Genomic DNA, 21,415 nt, shown 5'->3' with positions numbered 1-21,415 from the left:
GTATGAAAAACGTCGATACTATTGCAGTTTTGGACTTTGGCGGGCAGTACGCCCACCTGATTGCTAACCGCGTGCGTCGCCTGGGCGTGTTTACCGAAATCCACTCTCCCGCCGCTCCCGTCAGCGAACTCGAAGGCGTGAAGGGAATCATTTACAGCGGCGGTCCCAGCAGCGTGTATGCGGCCGATGCCCCGGAATACAATCCCGAAATTCTGAACCTGCCGGTGCCCAAACTCGGCATCTGCTACGGTCACCAGCTCATTGCCCAGCAGCTGGGCGGTCACGTGGAACCGGGCAAGGTGAAGGAATACGGCATCGCCGACCTTATTGTAGGTGACGAGAATTGCCCGATTCTGAAGGGACTCCCGAAAGCTAGCCCCATGTGGATGAGCCACGGCGACCAGGTCACGAAGCTCCCCGAGGGCTACAAAATTGTGGCGAGCACCAAGGACTGCGAAATCGCGGCCGTCGCTTTCGACAGCGACAAGCCCGAACGCCAGATTTTCGGCATCCAGTTCCACCCCGAAGTCACCCACAGCAAGTTCGGCATGAAGCTGCTCGAGAACTTCGTGGACTTCACGGGTGCCAAGAAGACTTGGAACATGAAGAGCTACCTGCCGCTCATCACGGAACGCATCAAGGAACAGGTCAAGGACCGCAAGGTATTCCTGCTCGTGAGTGGCGGCGTGGACTCCACCGTTGCATTCGTGCTCCTGAACCGCGTGCTCGGACCGGAAAAGGTTCTCGGCCTGCATGTGGATAACGGCATGATGCGCCTCGGCGAATCCCAGAAGATTATGGACTTCCTCACGAAGGAAGGCATGAACAACCTCAAGGTCCGCGATGCAAGCGAACACTTCCTCGCAAAGCTCAAGGGCGTGACCGCACCGGAAACCAAGCGCGGAATCATCGGTAAGGAATTCTTGACGGTGAAGGACGAGGAAATGGCGAAACTCAACCTCGATCCGAACCAGTGGATGATGGCGCAGGGCACCATCTACCCCGACACCATCGAAAGCGGCGGCACCAAGAACGCCGACAAAATCAAGACGCACCACAACCGCGTGCAAGAAGTTTTGGATCTCATGGAAAAGGGACTCGTGCTCGAACCGCTCGCCGACCTGTACAAGGACGAAGTCCGCGCCCTCGGCGAAGAACTCGGCATTCCGCACAACCTCGTGTGGCGTCACCCGTTCCCGGGTCCGGGCCTCGGCGTTCGCCTGCTCTGCAGCGAAGGCAAGCTCACCGACGATATGGTGAAGTTCGAAGACGTTCGTGACACAAATGGCCAGAGCCTCGCCGACTACCTGAAGGCAAACAACATAGCAGGCCGCCTGCTCCCCATCAAGAGCGTGGGCGTGCAGGGCGACGGCCGCACCTACGCGCAGCCGTTCCTCATCACCACTCCGGGCCTTAGCTGGAAGGACTGCGAAAAGTTCTCCACCGAACTTGCCAACCGCTTCAAGGCCATCAACCGCGTGATTTACCAGATTGGTTCTGTTGCAGATGAAGACCCGAAGCTTGTGGAACAGTACGCCACTCGCGAAAACTTCGATACACTCCGCAAGTTCGACAACATCTGCACCGAATTCCTGCAGGCAAACGACCTGTACGAAAAAATCTGGCAGATGCCCGTGGTGCTCGTCCCGCTCCGTACGGCTAACAAGCCCTGCATCGTGATGCGCCCGGTGAACTCCACCGAAGCCATGACTGCCAATTTCGCCGAAATCGACCAGGGAATGCTGGCCGGACTCTGGCGCAAGTTCGAAGCAGAAGGTGCCGGCAGCCTGTGGTACGACGTGACCCACAAGCCCCCTGGTACAATTGAGTGGGAGTAAAAATTTAAAGCCGAATGAGATGAACTCACTCGGCTTTTTCTTTTCAAAAAATGCTCTACTCTATTTGAGCTTGTTGCCCAACAAATCGAAGCGCATTCCATTCTTTTTCATAATCACGGAATGACCGTCGAAATATATCTTTGACGGTTGGTCAACACGCTTTGCACAACCATATACAATAGATTCTGCAGAAGAGGAACTTTCTGCAGCGGTAATAGTCGCGCTTATTTCAGGCATCACAAGTTTATAGTTTACAAGCACAGAAGAATCGCCTGCTAAAGTCAAGCCGGAAAGAATCACCTTCTTGTTCTTTCCATCTCTCTCATTTTCAAATTCGGCAACCGGGGTCCCCATCAAGAAGACCTCGTCACTTTCGCAAACGCCTTCAAGTTTCGCTTCGCCAGAAACAACCGCACTAGTCGTTCCGTCATACACCTTGTCTGCAACGGTAAGACCACTCACCTTCAGAGTCAAAGGTTGAATAGGAATGTCAAGCGTATCACTCACAAACGCGTAGCCATTCTGATTCAGTGCATAGACTTCGGAGAAATCGACCACCATTTTGTCACCAATTTCCACCACATTGAACTTTCCGCCATAGTTCCGTTCATCCAAGCCCTCCGGCATCAGCGCCATGCCAGTACCCAGAACTTTACCGGTGCAGTATTCCTTAGCGTACCAGACAGGAACCACACCCTTGACAACTTTCAGGTTCGCCTTCAAGAACGGAAATGTTTTACCTTCGGTGATTCCCCATGTATCGCCAAAGTCAAAACCGACAAAGAAATCCTTGAACTTCATGCCGCCGTTGTAGTTGTAATCAAAGCACTCGACCGAAGCACTGTTGTCGTCGACGGTACCTAAATTCGAGCCCACCACCTTATGCCCACTGCAATCGGCATAGGTCATTCCGTACGAATTTTCTACAGAGCCCGTGACTTCATTTACGCCGACCACAGAGCCTATATCGTATTCGGACTTGTGCATGCCGCTCAGGGTTCCTTCATTGATGGCGTAGCTTGTTTTGACGGTTCCACCATTCTTACCAACAATACCGCCGATATGGTAAGTTTCACGGATCTCGCCGATAAAGTAACAATTCTCGATGCTTCCAGAAAATGTTCCGGCAATACCGCCAATGTATGATTCTTCCGGCTTATACCCCATAAATTGGACAGTCCCGGTCACATACACATTCCTGATGGTTCCGGAACCACCATACCCAACAACGGCTCCCGTATAATAGCCGCCATTGAGAAAGATGTTTTCCAGGCCAAGACTATCGACAAGGCCGTTCATTTCCTGTCCAAAGAGGCCCTCATAATTATCGTTATAAAGTTTCAAATTAATGATTCTATGCCCTGCCCCATGGAACTCGCCCGAAAAACCGGACGGGGAGTCAAAGCCGCCTATCGGAGGAAACCCGTGCCACTCGTCATTGCTTGGAGGGACTTCGATATCGGCAGTCAAGCGGTAGTTTGCATCCAAAGCGCAATCCTCGACACCCACCTTCGTCAAGTCTTCAAATGACCCAACTTCATACTCGCCCACCTCATTCAACATCAGGTCACAGGCGGCATGAACAGCTAAAGGCAAAGCTAAAAGAAGCGAACCCATTTTTTTCATACACCATTTCCTTGTAAAAATTTCTTGTCAAATATAGCAATCACGCAGAAAAAGCTATTATTTTATAAGGAAAATACCTTTGCAAGCTTTCAATTTGAAGAGGTACAATATGGCAGGCATTACATACGAAATAGACGACAAAGCAATTGTTGAACAGATTCGTAACGACGCGATAAACGCCGCGAAGGAACTTGTGGAAAAAGCTCACCTCACGGCGGGCCAGATTGTAGTTATCGGTTGCAGCACCAGCTCCACACTGGGTAACGACATCGGGAGCCACTCCGTGCCCGAAGTCGGCAAGGCGATTTTTGAAGGACTCTCCTCCGTATTCAAGCCGCTCGGCATCTACATCGCGGCGCAGTGCTGCGAGCACCTAAACCGGGCCATCATCGTCGAGCACGCGGCCGTGCTCAATGCCGAAATCGTGAACGTGGTTCCGCAACCCAAGGCCGGGGGCTCTTTTGCCACCGCCTGCTACAGCGCATTCGAGCATCCGGTCGCCATCGAGCATATCAAGGCCGACGCAGGCCTCGATATCGGCGGAACGCTCATCGGCATGCATTTGAAAGAAGTCGCGGTTCCTGTACACATGCAGCAGACGCATGTCGGCAAGGCAATCCTGATTGCGGCACGCACGCGCCCGAAGTTTATCGGCGGAGAACGCGCCCACTACGACGAAAGCCTCAAGGACGGCTATCCGAAATTCTAAAAAAATACGAATATTCCAAATTGGAGTAAGAAAATTGTAATAAATAGGGACTTTTTTCAAGGGAAAGTCCCTTTTCCTGTTTTCTTTAGTTAAATTGAACATAAGAATACAGGAGAAAATGATCGTGGAGCAAAATGAAACGAATATGATGCGGCCCATTGGAGCTAGTCCAAGCACATCGATTTTCGAAAAAGATGACCCGATTACCGGCCTGAATTTTGTGGCATGGTTCTTTGCCCAAACCCAGAAAGACCCCAACTTTTACCCTCTTGAAAGATCGACCATCACGTTCTTTAACGTGATGAATTTCAAGACTATTAACCAAAGATTCTCTTATCAAGGCGGAAACGAATACCTCTGCAAGTTCCGAGATGAGCTCAAAAGACTTTTTGAAGGAGAAACCGTCTTACGTGCAGGGGCTGACCACCTGGTGGTCATCAGTCTCAATCTCTCTGTCGAAGAAATCGCCCTACGAATCAAGCTTTTGAACAAAGCGATGACGAGTTACGAAAAAAGTCTCCGCAACCAAATCAAGGCGGGCATCTATATCGCCGACGGCACCCCACAACAACCAATTGTCATGATGGACCGAGCCTCCCTCGCCTGTCGAGAAGTCCATGGCATTTTTAACAGGGAATACGCCGTCTTTGACGAGGAACTCAACAAAAAGCACGAACAGAAACAATATGTGTTGGAACATTTTGACGAAGCCTTCGAAAAGGGATATTTCAAAGTGTATTACCAACCGATTTATCGAACACTGAACAAGAAAGTCTGCGGCTACGAGGCCCTTGCCCGATGGATCGATCCCAATCGGGGCATGATTTCACCCCTCATCTTTATCGAAGTTCTTGAAAAGGTCCACCTGATTCACAAACTGGATGCCTACATTATAGACCAGGTTTGCAAGGACCTTCGCAACGACATCGATGGCGGATACGCCTACCAACCCATTTCGGTCAACCTTTCGAGACTCGACTTTGAACTGAGCGATATCAAGAAAGTCGTTGATAACGCCGTCGCCAAATATAATGTTCCCAAGGAATACATTGTATTGGAAGTCACCGAAAGCGCTTTCGCGTCGGATCAGGAGAGCCTTGGAGATATAATCCACTGTTTTAGAGAGGACGGCTACCAAGTCTGGATTGACGACTTCGGTTCGGGATACAGTTCTTTCAATAACCTGCAAACTTACGATTTCGACTTCCTCAAGATAGACATGAACTTCCTCAGGAACTTCGACAAGACCCCGAAGTCCAAGGTGATTATCGCCTCTATCGTTGACTTGGCGAAAAAGCTCGGCATTCACACTCTGGCCGAGGGTGTCGAAACCGAAGACCAGTACGAATACCTGAAGAGAATAGGTTGCGAGCTGATTCAAGGTTACTATTTTGCCAAACCCATGCCCATTGACGACTTCCACAATAAACGGGCAGAGCTGTGCGGTTTTGAAACAAACGAAACGCCTGCAGAACGTCGCTACTATGACGACATGGGCAGAATCAATTTCCTGGATAACTCTCCGCTCACAAGAAAGCGCATGGATGTCACAAACGAAATTCCCATTGCACTTATCGAAGGCGAAAACCGAGTTTACCGCACGATATTTGCCAACAAGGCGTTCTACCAGGAAATCAGATCCTTTGGTGCAAACGACATCAATGAAGTGCTCAGTTTACTCACTCCCGAGAGCGCTCTAGATTGTTACAAGCGACTCGTATACTCCGAAGGATATAACGAAACCGTTGAATATAACCTGATATTGAACAATTCCGTGGTCAATACAAAGGTCCGCTTTTTGTCGCGTATGGGCACAAAAGCCGTTTACGCGTTCATGGCGAAAAACATTTCTGCCCACGAAAAAAAGTGACTTTTTGAGGTTTTTAACGACAAAAGTCTCCCAAAACGGGGGACTTTTTCATTTTCGCCCCCAAAATATGCAATATTTTTCACTTTTTTTGAAAAAAATCTCCTTTTTTACAAAAAATTTTATAATATAGCGGTAAAGAATACGAAAACGCCTTCACCAAGGAGAAAATATGGCTGGAAAGAAGAGCAAGAACGCGCTGGATGACGATCCGATCATTCCGAACGACGACCTCGAAATGGAAGAAGCATCCATCTTCGAAGAAGAGGACGACGATTCCGAAGACAAGGGCATTGACGAAATCCTCGGCGGTGCAACTCTTGGCCGTGCAGCGGGCGACCTCGACGGCTGGGGCAGTTCCGAATATGAGGACAACTAAGTACTCGTGAACCGCGAGGAACTTAAAGAAAAATATGGCAAAAAACAAGTGCCCCACGAGTGGCGGGGCACCGATTTCTTGTCTGTAATGGTAACCACCTTCTTCGGTTCGGGAATGTCACCCAAGGCTCCCGGCACCATGGGAAGCCTCGCCGCTGCGATTGTTGCCTATCCCATGGCAATTTTAGCGGTAAAGCTTTTTGGCGACATTCGATTCAACCCCTTATTTTTAATCGCCGCCATCATCGTCTTTTTCGGGGCAATCCCCTTCGTAAACAAGGCGATGAAAGACACCGGCACTGAAGACCCCGGCTGGATTGTGATTGACGAAGTCTGCGGAATCTTCATGACTTTTGCTCTGGTGAACCCTTACATCATACAGGACAGTCCCATTACGCTTCTCGTCGGGTTCGCCCTCTTCCGCTTTTTCGACATTCTTAAGCCCCTTGGCATTCACCGATTCGAAAAATTTCCCGGAGCATGGGGCGTCATGGCAGACGACTTGCTAGGCGGAATCTATGCGGGAATACTCATGTTTCCCCTAAGCATTGCGATTGCATGCATCGAAATGTTTTAAACAAAAAACGCTTTAGAATTTGTCTAAAGCGTTTTTTGAAAAATTGCGAAACTATTGAACTATCGCAAACGAGTAATTTGGCTTAGTGCTAAACCTTTAATTCACCCGCATCAATATTGCTCCATTCCGGAACAGCTTCAATCGCCGGGCGAACTTCTTCGGTCACGAATTTGACAACCTGTCCCGGAGCGCGCCCCACGAACTTGCGGAGGTCGAGGATTTCCTTGAGCTTCGCTTCGGTGATGCCGAGCTTCTGGAACTTTTCGTTCTTCAGCACGCGTTCGAGCAAGTCGTTGTCCTTGCCCTGTTCCTTGACGACCTTGCCCGCTTCCATGGACATCACGCGGATTTCTTCGTGGAGTTCCTGGCGGTCGCCGCCGTTCTTGACGCCTTCCATGATGATGTTTTCGGTAGCCATGAACGGGAGTTCCGCCATGATGCGCTTTTCGATAACCTTCGGGTAAACCACGAGGCCGTTGGTGACGTTCTCGGCGATGATGAGCATGGCATCCATGGCGAGGAACGCTTCCGGAATGGCGAGGCGCTTGTTGGCGCTGTCGTCAAGCGTACGTTCGAACCACTGGGTTGCCTGCGTGAAGGCGGTGCTGTTCACCTGGGCCATCACGAAACGAGCGAGGGAGCAAATGCGTTCGCTCCTCATCGGGTTACGCTTGTAAGCCATGGCGCTGGAACCGATCTGTGTCTTTTCGAACGGTTCTTCCACTTCCTTCACACCCTGCATGAGGCGCATGTCGGTGGCAAACTTGTGCAAACTCTGAGCGATGGAGCTGAGCACCTGGTTCACGCGGTTGTCCCACTTACGGGTGTAAGTCTGGCCGGTGATGGTGAGCACGCGCTTGAAGCCCGCCTTGGCGGTCACGCGGCGGTCCAGTTCCATAATCTTTTCTTCGTCGCCGTTGAACAGGTCCATAAAGCTCGCCTGCGTACCGGTGGTGCCCTTCACGCCGCGGAACGGAAGCACTTCGATGAGGAAGTTGAGTTCTTCGAGGTCGATGAGCATGTCCTGGAGCCAGAGGCAGGCGCGCTTACCCACGGTCGTGAGCTGAGCGGCCTGGAAGTGCGTGGCACCGAGCTGGGCCATATCCTTGTATTCCATCGCAAACTTAGAAAGCTTGTCCATCACGCGGCAAAGACGCTTGCGCACGAGAATCATGGCCTGCTGCATCTGGATAAGGTCGGTGTTGTCGCCCACAAAGGCAGACGTTGCACCCAGGTGGATGATGCCCTTGGCTTTGGGGCACTGGACGCCGTAAGCGTAAACGTGGCTCATCACGTCGTGACGGCGGCGCTTTTCTTCTTCTTCGGCGACTTCAAAGTTGATGTCCTTTTCGTGGGCCTTCAGTTCGTCCACCTGCTCCTGCGTAATGGGGAGGCCGAGTTCCATTTCGGATTCGGCGAGGTAAATCCACAGCTTGCGCCAAGTCTGGAACTTGTACTGCGGGCTGAAGATGAAACTCATTTCTTTGGAAGCATAGCGCTTGATGAGCGGGCTTTCGAATTGATCACGCATGATTTATCCTTGGTTTTAATTTTTGCAAGGATAAATGTAGAAAATTACTTGAATTCGGGGGCGATGGTCATGATAAGGTTCACGCCATGCAGGCCATGGAAACCGAACTGCAAGCGGAAAAGATAAAGATCCGGCTGACGTACACGGATACCAAAACCCCACGAATTGTAATAATGGTCCAAGCTCCACTTGTCGATTTTGGGTGCGATCAAGGCATATTCGTCAAAAATCACGCCGTCTACCAAGCGGTCCACCGGCCAGCGGTATTCCACGCTAAAAGACATCAGGTTATGAGTAACCCACTTGTCATCATAACCGCGCAAAGGTGCCTTAGAATTCAAGTTGATAAAAGCATCATGTGGAGCGCCCCCCTCCTCAAGCTCCCAAATGGAAACCAATCGATACTGCATGGCAATCACCCTGCGTTCAAAAAGGGTGTTACGCATATTTTCGGGTCGCCAAACACGCACCGCTTCTTCCCATGAAAAATCCGTATAGAACCGACGGTTTTCACGAGCTTCCTTTGCCGAAAGTACATATTGGTGCGAAGAACCCAATAAGAAATAATGCTGGAAAATGAATTCGGTGGTATAGAAATCATGTTTCTTTCCACCATCCTTGATAACTTCGTCTTGTCCATCCTCGATGGAAATGCCTAAATCATCGTAGCGCACCCCAGAATACTTGCCCACAAAGGTATAGGTACCATTCAAGACCACGCGGCTGCCACGTGAAGGAGCATAAGGCAAATCAAGATTGTCGTACACCAGAGAAAGGCCAACCGGCACTTGGGTTACATTCTGGTACAAGCCACGGTCTTCAATTTTATAGTCATCGCTTATCAGCACCGAATCTTGAATGTCGGGGTGACTGGCGCGGCTGAAATACAGGGACGCCCAAAGCTCTGCATTCCAATTAGCTGTTTTGGTAATAGGAGCGCCCAAACGCCAGGTAAACTGGTAGCTGGAATCAGGCTGCAAGTAACTTTCCTTGGTTTCAGGGATATTGAACCGTTTATCGCGATCCAGATCGATATCGTACCTAAAGCCGCCAAACAAACTGGTTCCAAACAAGGAATGCTTTACATAGCGGGCTGTCAAGCCCACATCACCATTGGCGTAGTATTCCCCCTGCATGACCAGATAATCTTTCTCGAGAAATACGCTACGGTGTCTATAATTCGCCCCCACCATGGTTCGCGAACCCGGCTTGAAATTGAAGCTCGGGTAAATCATGATCTTGTAGTCTTCGCCAAAAGAAATCAACTCGACAGACTTTTCAATAATACCGTTCTTGATGGCGTAGTCCACGGGCTTTGCCAACGGGTAAATCAAGCCGTTCAAGAAAGGCTGGATTATATATTCGAGCGGCCACGACATGGCCGATTTTTCTGACGTTTGTTCGGTAGAATTCGAAGGCGATTCATCTTCTGCATACAGCGAAACCGCGCCAAAGAACCATAGCGCGGCTAGCACCCAAACAAAGAGACATCGCGACTCCCTTTTTACCATACCCCTAATTTAGTTTTTTAATTCGAACAAGGAATATAATAGTTATATTATTTATATGTTTTCGGCTTTTGCCAAATTAATTCGAAAGATAGCCCACTATCCCAAAATGATGATCGGGCTGTTTCTTACGATTACCTTGTTGTGCATTTATCCTATCGAAAACCTACGTTGGGAAATCCAGCTGCAAGACACTCTTAAAGGTCATGAAGTCCAAGCGGACTACCAGACTATCGAGAAAGCTTTCGGTGGACTAGGCAGCCTGATTGTAGTCATACAATCCAAGGATAGTGCCGCCAACTATACTTTTGCACAAAAACTCGCCCGTCATTTAGAGAACGATCCTGCAGTCCATTACACCGAATACTACACGGATCTGGAATTCTTCAAGAAAAACAGGCTGCTATACGCCAGCGAGAACGACTTGGACCAAGTCATCGAAAAGCTGGACAAAATCAAAGATGAACAAATCAAAAAACACAATCCGCTACTGGTAGACTTATCCGAGACAGAGCAAGAAAAGCCTGTCACTCGCGACTCCATCGAAATCATTTCGCAAATCGAAGCCAAATACTTTAAAAGCCTTCAACAGGATTTTTCCAACCAGCAAGGTTCCATTCGAGTTATCGACATCTACCCCGCCACCTCCGTTTCGGACTTGCAAGCTAACAGAGAACTGCTGAAGAAAGTGGAGCGTTTTGTCGAAGAAAACGGAAATGGAATCCACGTCTACTACACCGGCAAAGTCTACGATTCCATTAAAGTCGGAAAGGCGCTCCTCCCCGAAGCCAAATTTGCCGGCGGCATGGCAGCACTCATTATCCTCGTCCTGCTAATCATCAACTTTTATCGCCAGCCCCAGTTGATTTTCATTTCGGCGGTTCCGCTCGCTCTTCCGACAGTATTCACGCTCGCCTTAGCCTACATACTGTTCGGGCGAATCAACTTGTTTACGCTTTCGCTAGGGCTTTTGCTTCCTGGGCATGCATGCCAGGTTCTAACGCACGTCTACACCAGATACTTCCATGAACGCGAAAAGAAACTGAGTCCAGCCCTCTGTATCGAAAGCGCCCTGCTTGGAATTGGTCCTGTGGTTGCCGCCTCTTCGCTCGTTATGGCGAGCCTCTTCAGCGCCTTTATTCTAGTTCCCCTGCCCGGACTTCGCGAATTCGGAATTCTCGGTGCCATCGGAAGCGTACTCAACCTGATGGTCTGTCCGCTATTGACAGCCTCGCTCTTGTTGCTTTTACAGCGCAAGAAGCCCTTCCAGATACAATTCGAAAGCATTACGCCTACCCAACGCAGGCGTCTATTCTCTTTCAAGACAAACTGGATTATCATTGTAACAATCAGCGTCGTGAGCGCCGCAGCCTGGCTTTACAGCGGCAAGAACCTTTCCTTCCTTTACGATTTCAAGAAGACAGAATTGCAGACCGAGGAACGCGAGGCCAAAGCCTTGATTGCGGAAACGGGCTTTTCTACCTACGACCCCATTATCGTCATGCTCCCCGATTCGTCTTACAACGACGACCTAGTCGAAAACTTCGAGCATTTGCAAAAGAAAGGCAGACTCAAGGATTTGGGCAAGATTTATACACAATACCAGTTCTTGCCTAAAATCAGCATCGAAAAGAAACATAAAATCGAGACCCTAAGAAAACTGATTTCGGACGATGTTCTGGCAAGGCTCAACCCCAAGGACAGCGCCGCCATTGTCGAAATGTTCGACAACTACGAAAACGACATCAAAGATTTCGTATTGTCCGAAAACATTCGTCGTAAATTCGCAGACAAAAGGGACAATCCGGGCGTATTCGCATTCATTATCCCGAGCTCCGATCCGAACAACGGACTCACCTGCCGTCATATCGCCAAGCAGCTACAGCAACTTGACGGAATCCACGACAAGACATTCAAAATTTGCGGCACTCCGATTTTGAGAGCCTCGCTTTTGGACACCATTCTCGGAAACATCAACAAGTCCATTCTCTTGGGAACGGTGCTACTTTGGATTATTCTCCTGATGTTCTATAACAAGCTAAGTCGAGCCTTCTTTACCTTATTGCCGTCGCTATTTGCCATGAGCTGGGTGACCATCTTGGTACATATTTTCGACATCCAGATTTCGGCTTACAGTTCCATCGCTTTTGTTTTGCTGATTGGCGCCAGTGTTGACGGTTCCTTGCAACTTTGGTCTTCGTACTACGAAAAACAGAATGGAAACGCTTGGAGCGTTCTGCAGACAAAGTTGATTTCGGTCATGATTGCGCAGGGTGCGTCATTCATCGGGGCAATCGCCATGCTGTTCTCGTCGCACCCGGGAATTAACGGCATGGGCCTCATTGCAGCACTCGGACTTATTTGCATCTTTATTTCGCATTTTACCATTTACCCCTTGGTAGCAAGCACCTTGGATGCCTACCGCATTTTGAAAAAGGCTAAACTCAGACATGAAAGACTTATCCACAAGAACTCTTAATATCGCCGCTTCTTTAACCGTCGCCATCGACACCTTGGCAAAACAGATGATTGCCGACGGCAAGGACGTCGTAAGCCTCGGCGCCGGCGAGCCCGATTTTCCGACTCCGACTCCGATTCAAGATGCCGCCTGCAAGGCCATTCGCGAAGGCAAGACCCGCTACACCGCTCCCGTAGGCATTCTCGATGTACGCAAGGCCGTCGCAGAAAAGCTCAAAGTCGAAAATGGTCTCGATTACAAGCCCGAACAGATCATTATGACCAGCGGCGCCAAGCACGCTGTGTTCAATTCCCTTGCAGCGCTCGTGAACGAAGGCGACGAGGTGATTATTCCGGCCCCGTACTGGGTGACTTACCCGGAACTGGTAAAGTGGCTTGGCGGAAAGCCGGTGATTGTAAACACCAGGATTGAAGATGGTTTCAAAATCAAACCCGAAGCCTTGAAAGCAGCCATTACCGCCAAGACCAAGGCGATCCTCTTGAACAACCCCTGCAACCCGACGGGTGCAGTCTACAGCAAGGCTGAACTCGAGGCTCTCTCGAAAGTGATTGTCGAAAGCGACATTTACTGCATTTCGGACGAAGTGTACGAATACTTCACCTACGACAACGAATTCTGCTCTGCAGCAGCCCTCCCCGGTATGGCCGAGCGCACCATCGTGATTAACGGATTTTCCAAGTCGCACTGCATGACCGGATGGCGTATCGGTTACGACGCCGCTCCTGCAGAAATCGCAAAGATTATCGGCAAGATTCAGGGACAAGCCACGCACCACCCGAGCAATGTGGCGCAGTATGCCGCCCTCGGTGCCTTGCAGATGGACAAGAGCAATGTTCACGCCATGCAGGCGGCCTTCCGCAAGCGTCGCGACTACATGCTCAAGCGCACCGCCGAAGTGTTGCCGGAACCTTGCCGCGCTCCCGAAGGGGCATTCTACCTGTTCGCGCCCGTCAAGAGTTTCTTCGGCAAGAAAACGCCCGAAGGCAAGGTAATAGGCGGTTCCATCGAACTTTGCGAATACCTGTTACAATCGCAAGGACTCGCGATTGTGCCGGGTGCCGCCTTCGGTGACGACAGCTGCGTGCGATTCTCTTATGCCGCAAGCGACGAAACATTGCAGAAGGCTTGTGACCGATTTATCAAGGGCCTTAAAGACCTTCGCTAACCTCTTCTAACTGTCTACTTCCTACTGTCTACTGATTCATGCAGTCTTTTAGAATCATCACTCCGCAGATTGGCGAGCCGTTTACCATCGGTCGCAAGCCAGATAACTCTCTGGTGCTGGACAACCCGATGGTTTCGCGCTACCATGCGGTGCTGGAATTCGAAGACAAGCATTGGAACCTAAAGAACCTCACGCAAAACAGCGTAACCCAGGTGAACGGCAACGATGTCGAGACGGCAGTCCTAGAAGATGGCGACACCATTCTCATAGGTCCCTTGCAACTCCGCGCCACCCTCAAGCGCGGGCACTTGCAACTTTTGCTGATGGAATCGGTCGAGCGCGACCTGGTGCAAACCAAAAGCCTGAATGGCAATTGGGAGACGCTTGACAGCCTGCACATGGATATTCCTGAAGGCACTAGCGCAAGACTCCATACCGGAAAAGCAGAGATCAGCTTTAAAGACAAGATTGTCAACACCCAAGGGAAATCTACCCGTCTGCTCCAGCTTGAAGAAGGCAGAATGATTCGCCTGCCAGGCTGCACTATGAGTTTTGCGCAAGGTGAACTCACCTGCAAGAACTTGCCGCTCGGCTTTGACGTTGAAGTCGAGAATTTGGATGTCTTTGCAGGTAAAAAGCAATTACTCAATGGGATTGACTTTAAGCTCCGTGCTGGAGAAATCCTCGCCATTATCGGGCGTTCGGGTCAAGGCAAGTCAACTCTTTTGCGCTTGCTGCAGGGCAAGCATAAAAGCGGTAACGATTCCTTTGTAAGCATCGGAAATCTCGATTACCGCAACGAAGAAATCCGCAAGCATATCGCCTTTTTGGAGCAAGATCCAGAACTGCGCCGCGACTTGACCGTTAAAGAAACACTCTTGGACGGAGCCCGAGTCGGAATGTCTAAGATCGATTTCAAGCGGAATGCGAACGGGCGACTCGAAAAGTTCAGCGAACTTTTCGGGCTGAGCGCTAGACTCGACAACCCCATTCGCACGCTCAGCGGCGGCGAATGCCGCCGAGTCGCCCTTGCTAAAGAACTCATGGGAAATCCGGGCCTGATTGTTCTCGACGAACCGCTTTCTGGCCTCGATCCTTACAACTCCAAGATTCTTTGCACGCACTTGAAGCAGCTCGCCTTTCTCGGGCACACAATTATCTTGACTACGCACAGCTACGAAGCGCTTGAAATCGCCGACAAGGTTCTTGTGCTTCACCAAGGCAAGCAGGCTTTCTATGGCACCCCCAAAGAAGCTTACCGCTATTTTGACAGCGAAGATCCTGAAACGATTCTCACGAACTTGAACGACGACACGGCTTCTAACTGGCAAACCATTCTACAGAACCGTGTCGGTCCCGTAAGAAGCACCTCGGCTCTCGAAGCGTTGGTCCCCAGTTTTTTCCCGAAGACCAAACTGTCCTCCGTTTTCCTGTACAAGATTGCAATCACCGCAAGGCAATGGTTCCGGGACAAAGGCAAATTCCTCACGCTTCTCTTGCAGCCGCTCATTATCGGATTCCTGTTCTCGCAAATATTCTCGGACGCCACATCGCTTTGGATTGTCGCGTTTGCAATCATACTCTCGGCGAACTGGCTTTCGCTTTCACTCTCGATCCGGGAAATCGTACAGGAAAAAGAAATCTTGCAGGCAGAATTCCGCAAGGGAGTCCCGATTCTTCCGACCATTTTGGCCAAAGCGATTCTCCCCACAGCGGTCGCCTTCATCCAGACCTTTATCGTTTTTGCCTTTGTCGGATTCCGTACGCATATCTGGCCCTCTCCCCTACCGCTTTTGGCCGTGATTTTGCTGATGGTTCTGCCGCCTGTTGCCGTAGGCCTTGCCGTAAGCTCGCTTTCTAAAAACGCCGGGCAAGCAAACGCCATGCTCCCGCTTTTGATTATTCCGCAGGTCGCCTTGGCCGGAGCCCTGGTGCCCTTGGACCAAATGCAAGCTATCGGGCGCATTCTTTCGACCATTATTTGGTCCCGCTACAACCAGGCAAGCCTTTTAAACCTGCTCCTAGAGCGCAAAGACGCTATCGAAAACACAATCCTTGCCCTCGGCATCACATTATGTTTTTATATTGTGGTTGCAATAAAACTAAACTGGTCTAAGAAAGCAAAATGATCGCCCCGCAAAAGTCTGAAGTATTTCCGCGTCCTTTTAACGAAAACTACGACCTCATTGGCACCCTCGGTAAGGGGGGCATGGGAAATGTTTACAAAGCCCTAGACAAAAGGCTCGGACGCGAAGTCGCATTCAAGATTTTGGACGCATCTTCCGATGAAGAAGCGATCAAGCGTTTCTATATGGAAGCGCAGGCAATGAAGGAACTGGACCACCAGAATATCGTTCACGTATTCGACTTCGGTCAAGAAAAGAACCAGCTCTTTATTGCCATGACTTATGTGGAAGGCATTAACCTTGCCGACATTCTGCACAAGAAGGAACAGCTTTCGTTCGAAGCGATCGAAGTCATTATCCGCCAGATTGCTCGCGGACTTCTTTACGCTCATAGCAAGGGCATCGTTCATCGCGACGTAAAACCCTCGAACATCATGCTTACCCGCGACAACCGAGTCTACATCATGGACTTCGGCATTTCCTACATCCAGGAAATGGAAAAGGACAGACTCACGCGCACGGGCATGACCATGGGTACCCCCGAATACATGAGCCCTGAACAGTGCCACGGCGACAACGTGACCATTCAGTCTGACATTTACAGCATGGGCGTGATCCTTTTCGAAATGACCTGCGGCCGCCTCCCCTTCGAAGGCAATCGCCCGGTAGAAATCGCCCTGAAGCACGTTCAGGAACAGCCGCCTGCACCGGAACTTTTCCGCAAGGACATGCCCCCCGGTCTTTCGAAGTTGATCCTCAAGTGCTTAAAGAAAAAGCTGAACGAACGTTTCCATGACATGCAAGAATTTTTGGACGCCTGCGACCAAGTGTTCCCTACCGAAAAGACGGTTCAGCGCCCCACCATGGGCCACACGCCGCTCCGCCGCCGCACGGCATCGATCGCCGAAATGGCAAACATCATTACGCCGCGCGCCCGCATGCTCCAAAAAAAGCTCACGGCTCTTGCCATCTTCATTTTCCCGCTCATCATCATGCTCCTAATTTTGCTGATGCTGACGCACAAGCCCGAAAGTACCTTGCGCGAACTGGAATGGAACGACGCTCTCGGAAATTTTGAAACGAAGCAGTTGGAAATCGACATTTCCGGTGGCTACCCGCTCAAGAACTTGAACGACAACGACCTTAAGACGGCATGGCTCTACACGATGCCGCAAAAGCCGCAGAATCCGGTACTCACGCTCTACTTCGACGGTAACGCCATCGTGACGCATTTCGGTATCGCGATTGGTTACCAGAAGTCCGTAGACGATGCCTTCGGCGACCGTTTCCGTATCTTCAAGAAGCCAAAGACGATTACGCTCGAAACCAAGGACGGATTTAAACAGAAGGTCAAACTTGAAAACATCCGTGGCATGCAATACCCGAATATTCAAGCTATGGAAACCAGCGAACTCAAGGTTTACCTTGACGACGTCTACGAAGCCGAAAATGAAGATTTTGCTATTTCGGAAATTCGCCTGCTGGGTATGGAACTGCCCTAAAATCACCACTTTTTCAAAAATCGGCGTATATACATAGAGACACTTTTAGAAAAGGAGCTCTATGTTGAAAAATGTACCTGTAAATAAAGTCGACAAAGCATCCAATCGGCCCAAGGGCAACTACATAGAAACACTCGCTTCGGCCTATCTAAGCCGCGAGGGCTACCAGATTCTAGCCCGCAATTACGCCTACATGGGCGGAGAGCTAGACATTGTTGCCCGCGACAGAGAAACGCTTGTGTTTGTGGAAGTCAAGTCCGTGTGGAACAACCAGCAAGGGAATCCCGCCGCCCGCGTGAACGCCCTAAAGCAAAAGAAAATCTGGAAGACCGCCTGTCATTTTATAGTCACGCAAAAAGAGCATGCGCCTTTAGGCTTTGACACGCCCTGCCGCTTTGACGTGCTGAGCGCAAGAGTCTACCAAAAGCCCCTGCAGTTCGCGCATTACAAAAACGCCTTTGATAGCAACCAGGTGATACCACAAGTATAATGACAAATGTGAAGTGTGAAATGATTAATTACTCATTCCACATTACACACCACACATTACCCATCACTCTACTTCGTCGAGGAGCACGACGGGAATGTCGGTCATGTCGCGGAAGGCCACGCAGTCGGTCAATATGCAGTCTGCACCGCAAACGTAAGCAGTCGCAAGACGCAGGGATTCTTCGTTTTTCAGCTTGTGGGTTCCGGCAAATTCGGCCGCTTTCACGGCAATCTCGCCCGTGACTTCGCATGCCTTGACATTGCGGGAATGTTCAAAGAATTCGCGGTACTGGCGCGACAACAAACCTTCGCCTGCGGCAAAAGCCTTCTTCGAAATTTCAAACAAAGTAACGTTCGATATCAAAACGGTCAAGTTATTTTCGTAGGCGAAATCAAGAACCGATGATACGACCGGATAATAGTCCGGGTGCATCTGCAGCAAGCGCACCACGGCGCCTGTATCCAAAAAGAGGACTCTCGACCTTTCAAGCGCCTTATTCATAGATTTCCATGTAGGCGATATCTTCGCGCATGCCGGCGCGAACCATCTTGAAGCGCTCCGCCTCCGGGTAGAAGTACCAAATCATCCACTCGCCCGCCATGTCGGTACGCTTGGTCTTGATGGCAATGGGCTTTTCGCCGTTGAAGAAGTCGCGCTTGTGCGGAATCACATGTTCGAACGGACGGTAAGTATGAACATCGTCACCTGCGGCACGTTCGATGAATCCGTTACCACCCTTACTCCAAGTAATGGTTACCACGCCATTGTCGTCCTTGACTTTTTCGCAGCTGTCGAAGCCACTTCCGCACCATAGGTACTTCTTGTACTTGAAGCTTTGTTCGGGCATGTTGAACGTTTCTACGACGCGGCGGTTTCCCTTGTAGTTGCTGTATTCGCCTTCCAACTTGTACTTGCCGGAATTGTATTCGTTACATCCACGCTGAGCGACCCTCACCTTGCGGTCTGCCACGGCAATATCCACGGTACAACCCTCTTCGGAATAAGTCAAGCGGGCATGGCCATTGGCTTCGCGAAGTTCCAGGTTGCTCGCTTCAAGTTCTGCACGATTGCCAAAGGGACCGTTCTGAATGACAAACGAAAAATAGCGGGGGTTCGTCGGAGACTTCTTGAGGAACACGCTACCGGTAGAAGATGCATATTCACCGCTCAAGTCCATGGATGCCTGTTGGAACCGGGCAAGGTCGGCGCGCTTGACCCAAACTTCACCCAGCTTGCACTGGATAGGAACAAAGCGGGGCGGTTCCTTGGGTTCAACCTTTTCCCAAATCGTAACGCGACGCTTTTTCACCTTGATTTTGGGGCGTCCTTTTTTGTCTTTTTTGACATTACCCTTGCGGTCTGTAATTTGAATCGTATCCCTAACGACCATGACTTTTTTTACAGAATCCATGGGAGGCGGAAGTTCCCTGATCTGGTCAGTGAATACAAGTGAACCAGCGGGAGTATTTTCATCGATACCGGTTGCGGTTTTCTTATAAACTGTTAAAGTTTCCTGAGCAAACGAAAGCGAGCAACAGACAGATACTAAAAACGCAAAAAAATGGATTTTCTTCAAAACAAAACCTCTTTGTGGGAGTAAAGTTAACTTTTTATATGAAAAAAGGGTTAAAAAATGATTAGGGAAAGAAATTTTTACTAAAATTACTCTCGTGGAATATATAAAGGAGTTCCTTTTATGAAGAAGATGTTTATCGCCTCTTGCATTATGGCAGCAGCCGTATTTGCTGCTCCGGCAGCAAAGGCCCCTGCAGCAGCCCCCGCCGCTGCAGCCCCGGCTAAAACTGCAGAACCTGCAGCCGCTCCGGCAAAGACCGAAGCTAAGGCCGAACAGCCGAAGGCTGAAGCTAAGGCTGAACCTGCTCCGGCTAAGGCCGAAGCCAAGGCAGAACAGCCGAAGGCTGAAGCCAAGGCAGAACCCGCTCCGGCTAAGACCGAAGCCAAGGCAGAACAGCCGAAGGCTGAAGCTAAGGCTGAACCCGCTCCGGCTAAGACCGAAGCTAAGCCCGCTGAAGCAAAGCCTGCTGAAGCCGCTGCCGCTCCTGCCGAAGAAAAGAAGGAAGAAGCTGCTGCACCCGCCGCTGAAGAAGTAAAGACTGCCGAAGCCGCTCCTGCCGAAGAGAAGAAGGAAGAAGCCAAGGCCGAAGAAGTGGAGAAGGCTGAAGAAGCTGCTCCTGCAGCCGAAGTCGCGGCCGCTGAACCGGAAAAGAAGCCGGCCAAGAAGAAAAAGCGCAAAAAGAAAAAAATGATCGAAAACGCCGTGATGACAGTTAACCAGATTAACTTCGACATCAACGCTGACTTCGAACTCGAAGCCGGCAAGGTTCTTTGGTCTAGCGAAGACGACGAATTGGGCGACAACTTCGAAACCTGGAATGGTGAAGCAAACTTCGCCGTTCTCGCCGAAGCCAATGACTTCAAGGGCAAGATCGGTATCGCCTTCTATCCAGGCGACCTCCAGCCTGCTGACGACAACAACGTCGACAAGAAGGTGAAGAAAGCTCAGCTCCGCGAAGGTTCTCGCGAATACGTCAACGACTACTTCTCTCTGGACGAAGCATGGGCCATGCAGGAAACTGACCTGTTCTCCTTCAAGGTCGGTCGTTGGGACAACACTGACAAGAGCGGAGACTACTTCGGTGGTTACATCGATGGTTACAAAGCCGGCTTCCTTTCTACTCAGGATCCGGAAAACCAGTTGCAGTTCGGTTTCACCCCGACTGACAACATGTCCGCCTACATTTCTTTCATCAGCAAGTCCGAAAACCTGGATAAGGGTGACGTTCGTGCCGTGTTTAACTTCCACGGTCTCGATGGCCTCGGCAACCTGAAGGTTCAGCTCGGCTACCGCAGCAACGTATTCGATGTCGTTTACGATGCCGGCAGCAAGATCAAAAAGGTTAATGCCGCTACCAACGACACCACGGTCATTGAACAGCACCTCAAGCACAACGCTTCTCTGAAGGCAAACCTCCCCATCGTTGCCAACAGACTTGACATCTTCGCCGAAGCCGCCCTCATGGACCTCTCCGACGACCTGGTGGTTCCTGTGACCGGCGGTATTGCAATCTACACGCCTGTTGTAGATCGTATTCTCATCGAAGCTGAATACGTTGGCGACCGTCACGAACACAAGGACTTCTACGGCATCAAGAATCCGAAGCACGTGAAGGATGTTTTGGGCGCCCTCTACCTGGAAAAGGCATTCACCAGCCGTTTCAGCCTGTCTGCCGGTTTCCACAACTACGGTTGCACCAAGGACTACATGATCTCGGGTAACCTGGTTGGCCGTATTAATTAAGATTATTCTTAATCAGAATATTAAAGAAAAATCCCGCGGAAGTTCCGCGGGATTTTTCATTTCCGATTTAAATTGGAATATTACAAGCCTTTGCGTTCCAAGTCAAGCAAAAGAGACTGCAAGGAATCTTCTACGCTAGTGCGGAAATCGGCCGAACCGAGACTGCAGGACGCAACCACTTCGGTTCCCTTGGTGATACGAATAACAGCAAAACCACCTTCGGTAGTAAAAGAAACACCAAGGCCCCTATTTAAGGCTTTTTCCAAAAGATCGCGCATAAAAATCTCCTTTTTAATGCAA

Annotated in this window: 17 protein-coding genes; 11 read left to right on the top strand and 6 right to left on the bottom strand. The window is 50.2% G+C overall.

Features of this window, described 5'->3' with window-relative positions; genetic code table 11:
- Positions 1-2 precede the first annotated feature (2 nt).
- Positions 3-1,838, top strand: coding sequence for a glutamine-hydrolyzing GMP synthase (gene guaA / locus B9Y58_RS03355; RefSeq protein ID WP_073054207.1), 1,836 nt, complete (start codon positions 3-5; stop codon positions 1,836-1,838).
- Between the two features lie 60 nt (positions 1,839-1,898).
- Here the strand turns inward: guaA and B9Y58_RS03350 are convergent, their stop codons facing one another.
- Positions 1,899-3,464 (bottom strand): YDG domain-containing protein, encoded by a 1,566-nt coding sequence (locus B9Y58_RS03350; RefSeq protein ID WP_073054205.1) that lies wholly within the window; start codon positions 3,462-3,464, stop codon positions 1,899-1,901.
- Between the two features lie 109 nt (positions 3,465-3,573).
- On the opposite strand from B9Y58_RS03350, the gene B9Y58_RS03345 reads away from it, so the two are divergent.
- From B9Y58_RS03345 to B9Y58_RS03330, 4 genes are all read left to right on the top strand, one after another.
- Entirely contained in the window at positions 3,574-4,173 is a 600-nt protein-coding gene (locus tag B9Y58_RS03345; RefSeq protein WP_073054745.1) for a TIGR01440 family protein, read from the top strand.
- Between the two features lie 145 nt (positions 4,174-4,318).
- Positions 4,319-6,043: a GGDEF domain-containing phosphodiesterase gene (locus B9Y58_RS03340; protein WP_158278309.1), complete on the top strand. Its 1,725-nt coding sequence runs from the start codon at positions 4,319-4,321 to the stop codon at positions 6,041-6,043.
- Between the two features lie 169 nt (positions 6,044-6,212).
- Positions 6,213-6,419 (top strand): hypothetical protein, encoded by a 207-nt coding sequence (locus B9Y58_RS03335; RefSeq protein ID WP_073054201.1) that lies wholly within the window; start codon positions 6,213-6,215, stop codon positions 6,417-6,419.
- A gap of 87 nt (positions 6,420-6,506) precedes the next feature.
- On the top strand, positions 6,507-6,995 hold the full coding sequence (locus B9Y58_RS03330) for a phosphatidylglycerophosphatase A family protein (protein ID WP_233247822.1): 489 nt from the start codon (positions 6,507-6,509) through the stop codon (positions 6,993-6,995).
- An 88-nt stretch (positions 6,996-7,083) separates the two neighbouring features.
- Here the strand turns inward: B9Y58_RS03330 and purB are convergent, their stop codons facing one another.
- Together purB and B9Y58_RS03320 are read right to left on the bottom strand one after the other, a co-directional pair.
- Positions 7,084-8,526, bottom strand: a complete 1,443-nt coding sequence (purB, locus tag B9Y58_RS03325; protein ID WP_073054197.1) for an adenylosuccinate lyase — start codon at positions 8,524-8,526, stop codon at positions 7,084-7,086.
- A gap of 44 nt (positions 8,527-8,570) precedes the next feature.
- Complete coding sequence (locus B9Y58_RS03320) at positions 8,571-10,037, bottom strand: BamA/TamA family outer membrane protein (protein WP_073054195.1); 1,467 nt, start codon at positions 10,035-10,037, stop codon at positions 8,571-8,573.
- Between the two features lie 106 nt (positions 10,038-10,143).
- Here B9Y58_RS03320 and B9Y58_RS03315 point away from each other — a divergent pair, with 106 nt between their 5' ends.
- The 5 genes from B9Y58_RS03315 (at position 10,144) to B9Y58_RS03295 (ending at position 17,796) form a co-directional block, all read left to right on the top strand.
- Positions 10,144-12,513, top strand: coding sequence for an MMPL family transporter (locus B9Y58_RS03315; protein WP_158278308.1), 2,370 nt, complete (start codon positions 10,144-10,146; stop codon positions 12,511-12,513).
- The gene (locus B9Y58_RS03310; RefSeq protein WP_073054191.1) at positions 12,485-13,678 is read left to right on the top strand and encodes a pyridoxal phosphate-dependent aminotransferase; all 1,194 of its coding nucleotides are present in this window, start codon (positions 12,485-12,487) and stop codon (positions 13,676-13,678) included. The genes B9Y58_RS03315 and B9Y58_RS03310 overlap by 29 nt, the downstream gene beginning before the upstream one ends.
- A gap of 38 nt (positions 13,679-13,716) precedes the next feature.
- A complete protein-coding gene (locus tag B9Y58_RS03305; RefSeq protein ID WP_073054189.1) occupies positions 13,717-15,807 on the top strand; it encodes an ATP-binding cassette domain-containing protein in 2,091 nt (696 codons plus the stop codon).
- Positions 15,804-17,306, top strand: coding sequence for a serine/threonine-protein kinase (locus B9Y58_RS03300; protein WP_073054187.1), 1,503 nt, complete (start codon positions 15,804-15,806; stop codon positions 17,304-17,306). The genes B9Y58_RS03305 and B9Y58_RS03300 overlap by 4 nt, the downstream gene beginning before the upstream one ends.
- A 61-nt stretch (positions 17,307-17,367) precedes the next feature.
- A complete protein-coding gene (locus B9Y58_RS03295) occupies positions 17,368-17,796 on the top strand; it encodes a YraN family protein (RefSeq protein ID WP_073054185.1) in 429 nt (142 codons plus the stop codon).
- A 63-nt stretch (positions 17,797-17,859) separates the two neighbouring features.
- Here B9Y58_RS03295 and B9Y58_RS03290 read toward each other — a convergent pair whose 3' ends face one another.
- On the bottom strand, positions 17,860-18,297 hold the full coding sequence (locus B9Y58_RS03290) for a type II toxin-antitoxin system VapC family toxin (protein WP_073054183.1): 438 nt from the start codon (positions 18,295-18,297) through the stop codon (positions 17,860-17,862).
- Positions 18,290-19,372, bottom strand: a complete 1,083-nt coding sequence (locus B9Y58_RS03285; RefSeq protein WP_073054181.1) for a hypothetical protein — start codon at positions 19,370-19,372, stop codon at positions 18,290-18,292. Before B9Y58_RS03285 ends, B9Y58_RS03290 begins: the two co-directional genes overlap by 8 nt.
- A 120-nt stretch (positions 19,373-19,492) precedes the next feature.
- On the opposite strand from B9Y58_RS03285, the gene B9Y58_RS03280 reads away from it, so the two are divergent.
- Positions 19,493-21,115: a hypothetical protein gene (locus B9Y58_RS03280; RefSeq protein ID WP_085534749.1), complete on the top strand. Its 1,623-nt coding sequence runs from the start codon at positions 19,493-19,495 to the stop codon at positions 21,113-21,115.
- Between the two features lie 80 nt (positions 21,116-21,195).
- On the opposite strand, the gene B9Y58_RS03275 is transcribed toward B9Y58_RS03280, so the two are convergent.
- The gene (locus B9Y58_RS03275) at positions 21,196-21,393 is read right to left on the bottom strand and encodes a hypothetical protein (RefSeq protein WP_073054177.1); all 198 of its coding nucleotides are present in this window, start codon (positions 21,391-21,393) and stop codon (positions 21,196-21,198) included.
- Positions 21,394-21,415 lie beyond the last annotated feature (22 nt).

The sequence above is a fragment of the Fibrobacter sp. UWB15 genome (assembly GCF_900177705.1).
In the GTDB taxonomy this organism is placed as follows: domain Bacteria; phylum Fibrobacterota; class Fibrobacteria; order Fibrobacterales; family Fibrobacteraceae; genus Fibrobacter.
Note: the sequence above shows the minus strand (reverse complement) of the source record. Positions and strands in the feature narration are given on the sequence as shown.

What these genes read in the sequence shown, in the direction of transcription:
- guaA (WP_073054207.1), top strand. Translation starts at nt 3, where the DNA reads ATGAAAAACGTCGATACTATTGCAGTTTTGGACTTTGGCGGGCAGTAC.
- B9Y58_RS03350 (WP_073054205.1), bottom strand. Translation starts at nt 3,464, where the DNA reads ATGAAAAAAATGGGTTCGCTTCTTTTAGCTTTGCCTTTAGCTGTTCAT.
- B9Y58_RS03345 (WP_073054745.1), top strand. Translation starts at nt 3,574, where the DNA reads ATGGCAGGCATTACATACGAAATAGACGACAAAGCAATTGTTGAACAG.
- B9Y58_RS03340 (WP_158278309.1), top strand. Translation starts at nt 4,319, where the DNA reads ATGATGCGGCCCATTGGAGCTAGTCCAAGCACATCGATTTTCGAAAAA.
- B9Y58_RS03335 (WP_073054201.1), top strand. Translation starts at nt 6,213, where the DNA reads ATGGCTGGAAAGAAGAGCAAGAACGCGCTGGATGACGATCCGATCATT.
- B9Y58_RS03330 (WP_233247822.1), top strand. Translation starts at nt 6,507, where the DNA reads ATGGTAACCACCTTCTTCGGTTCGGGAATGTCACCCAAGGCTCCCGGC.
- purB (WP_073054197.1), bottom strand. Translation starts at nt 8,526, where the DNA reads ATGCGTGATCAATTCGAAAGCCCGCTCATCAAGCGCTATGCTTCCAAA.
- B9Y58_RS03320 (WP_073054195.1), bottom strand. Translation starts at nt 10,037, where the DNA reads ATGGTAAAAAGGGAGTCGCGATGTCTCTTTGTTTGGGTGCTAGCCGCG.
- B9Y58_RS03315 (WP_158278308.1), top strand. Translation starts at nt 10,144, where the DNA reads ATGATGATCGGGCTGTTTCTTACGATTACCTTGTTGTGCATTTATCCT.
- B9Y58_RS03310 (WP_073054191.1), top strand. Translation starts at nt 12,485, where the DNA reads ATGAAAGACTTATCCACAAGAACTCTTAATATCGCCGCTTCTTTAACC.
- B9Y58_RS03305 (WP_073054189.1), top strand. Translation starts at nt 13,717, where the DNA reads ATGCAGTCTTTTAGAATCATCACTCCGCAGATTGGCGAGCCGTTTACC.
- B9Y58_RS03300 (WP_073054187.1), top strand. Translation starts at nt 15,804, where the DNA reads ATGATCGCCCCGCAAAAGTCTGAAGTATTTCCGCGTCCTTTTAACGAA.
- B9Y58_RS03295 (WP_073054185.1), top strand. Translation starts at nt 17,368, where the DNA reads ATGTTGAAAAATGTACCTGTAAATAAAGTCGACAAAGCATCCAATCGG.
- B9Y58_RS03290 (WP_073054183.1), bottom strand. Translation starts at nt 18,297, where the DNA reads ATGAATAAGGCGCTTGAAAGGTCGAGAGTCCTCTTTTTGGATACAGGC.
- B9Y58_RS03280 (WP_085534749.1), top strand. Translation starts at nt 19,493, where the DNA reads ATGAAGAAGATGTTTATCGCCTCTTGCATTATGGCAGCAGCCGTATTT.
- B9Y58_RS03275 (WP_073054177.1), bottom strand. Translation starts at nt 21,393, where the DNA reads ATGCGCGATCTTTTGGAAAAAGCCTTAAATAGGGGCCTTGGTGTTTCT.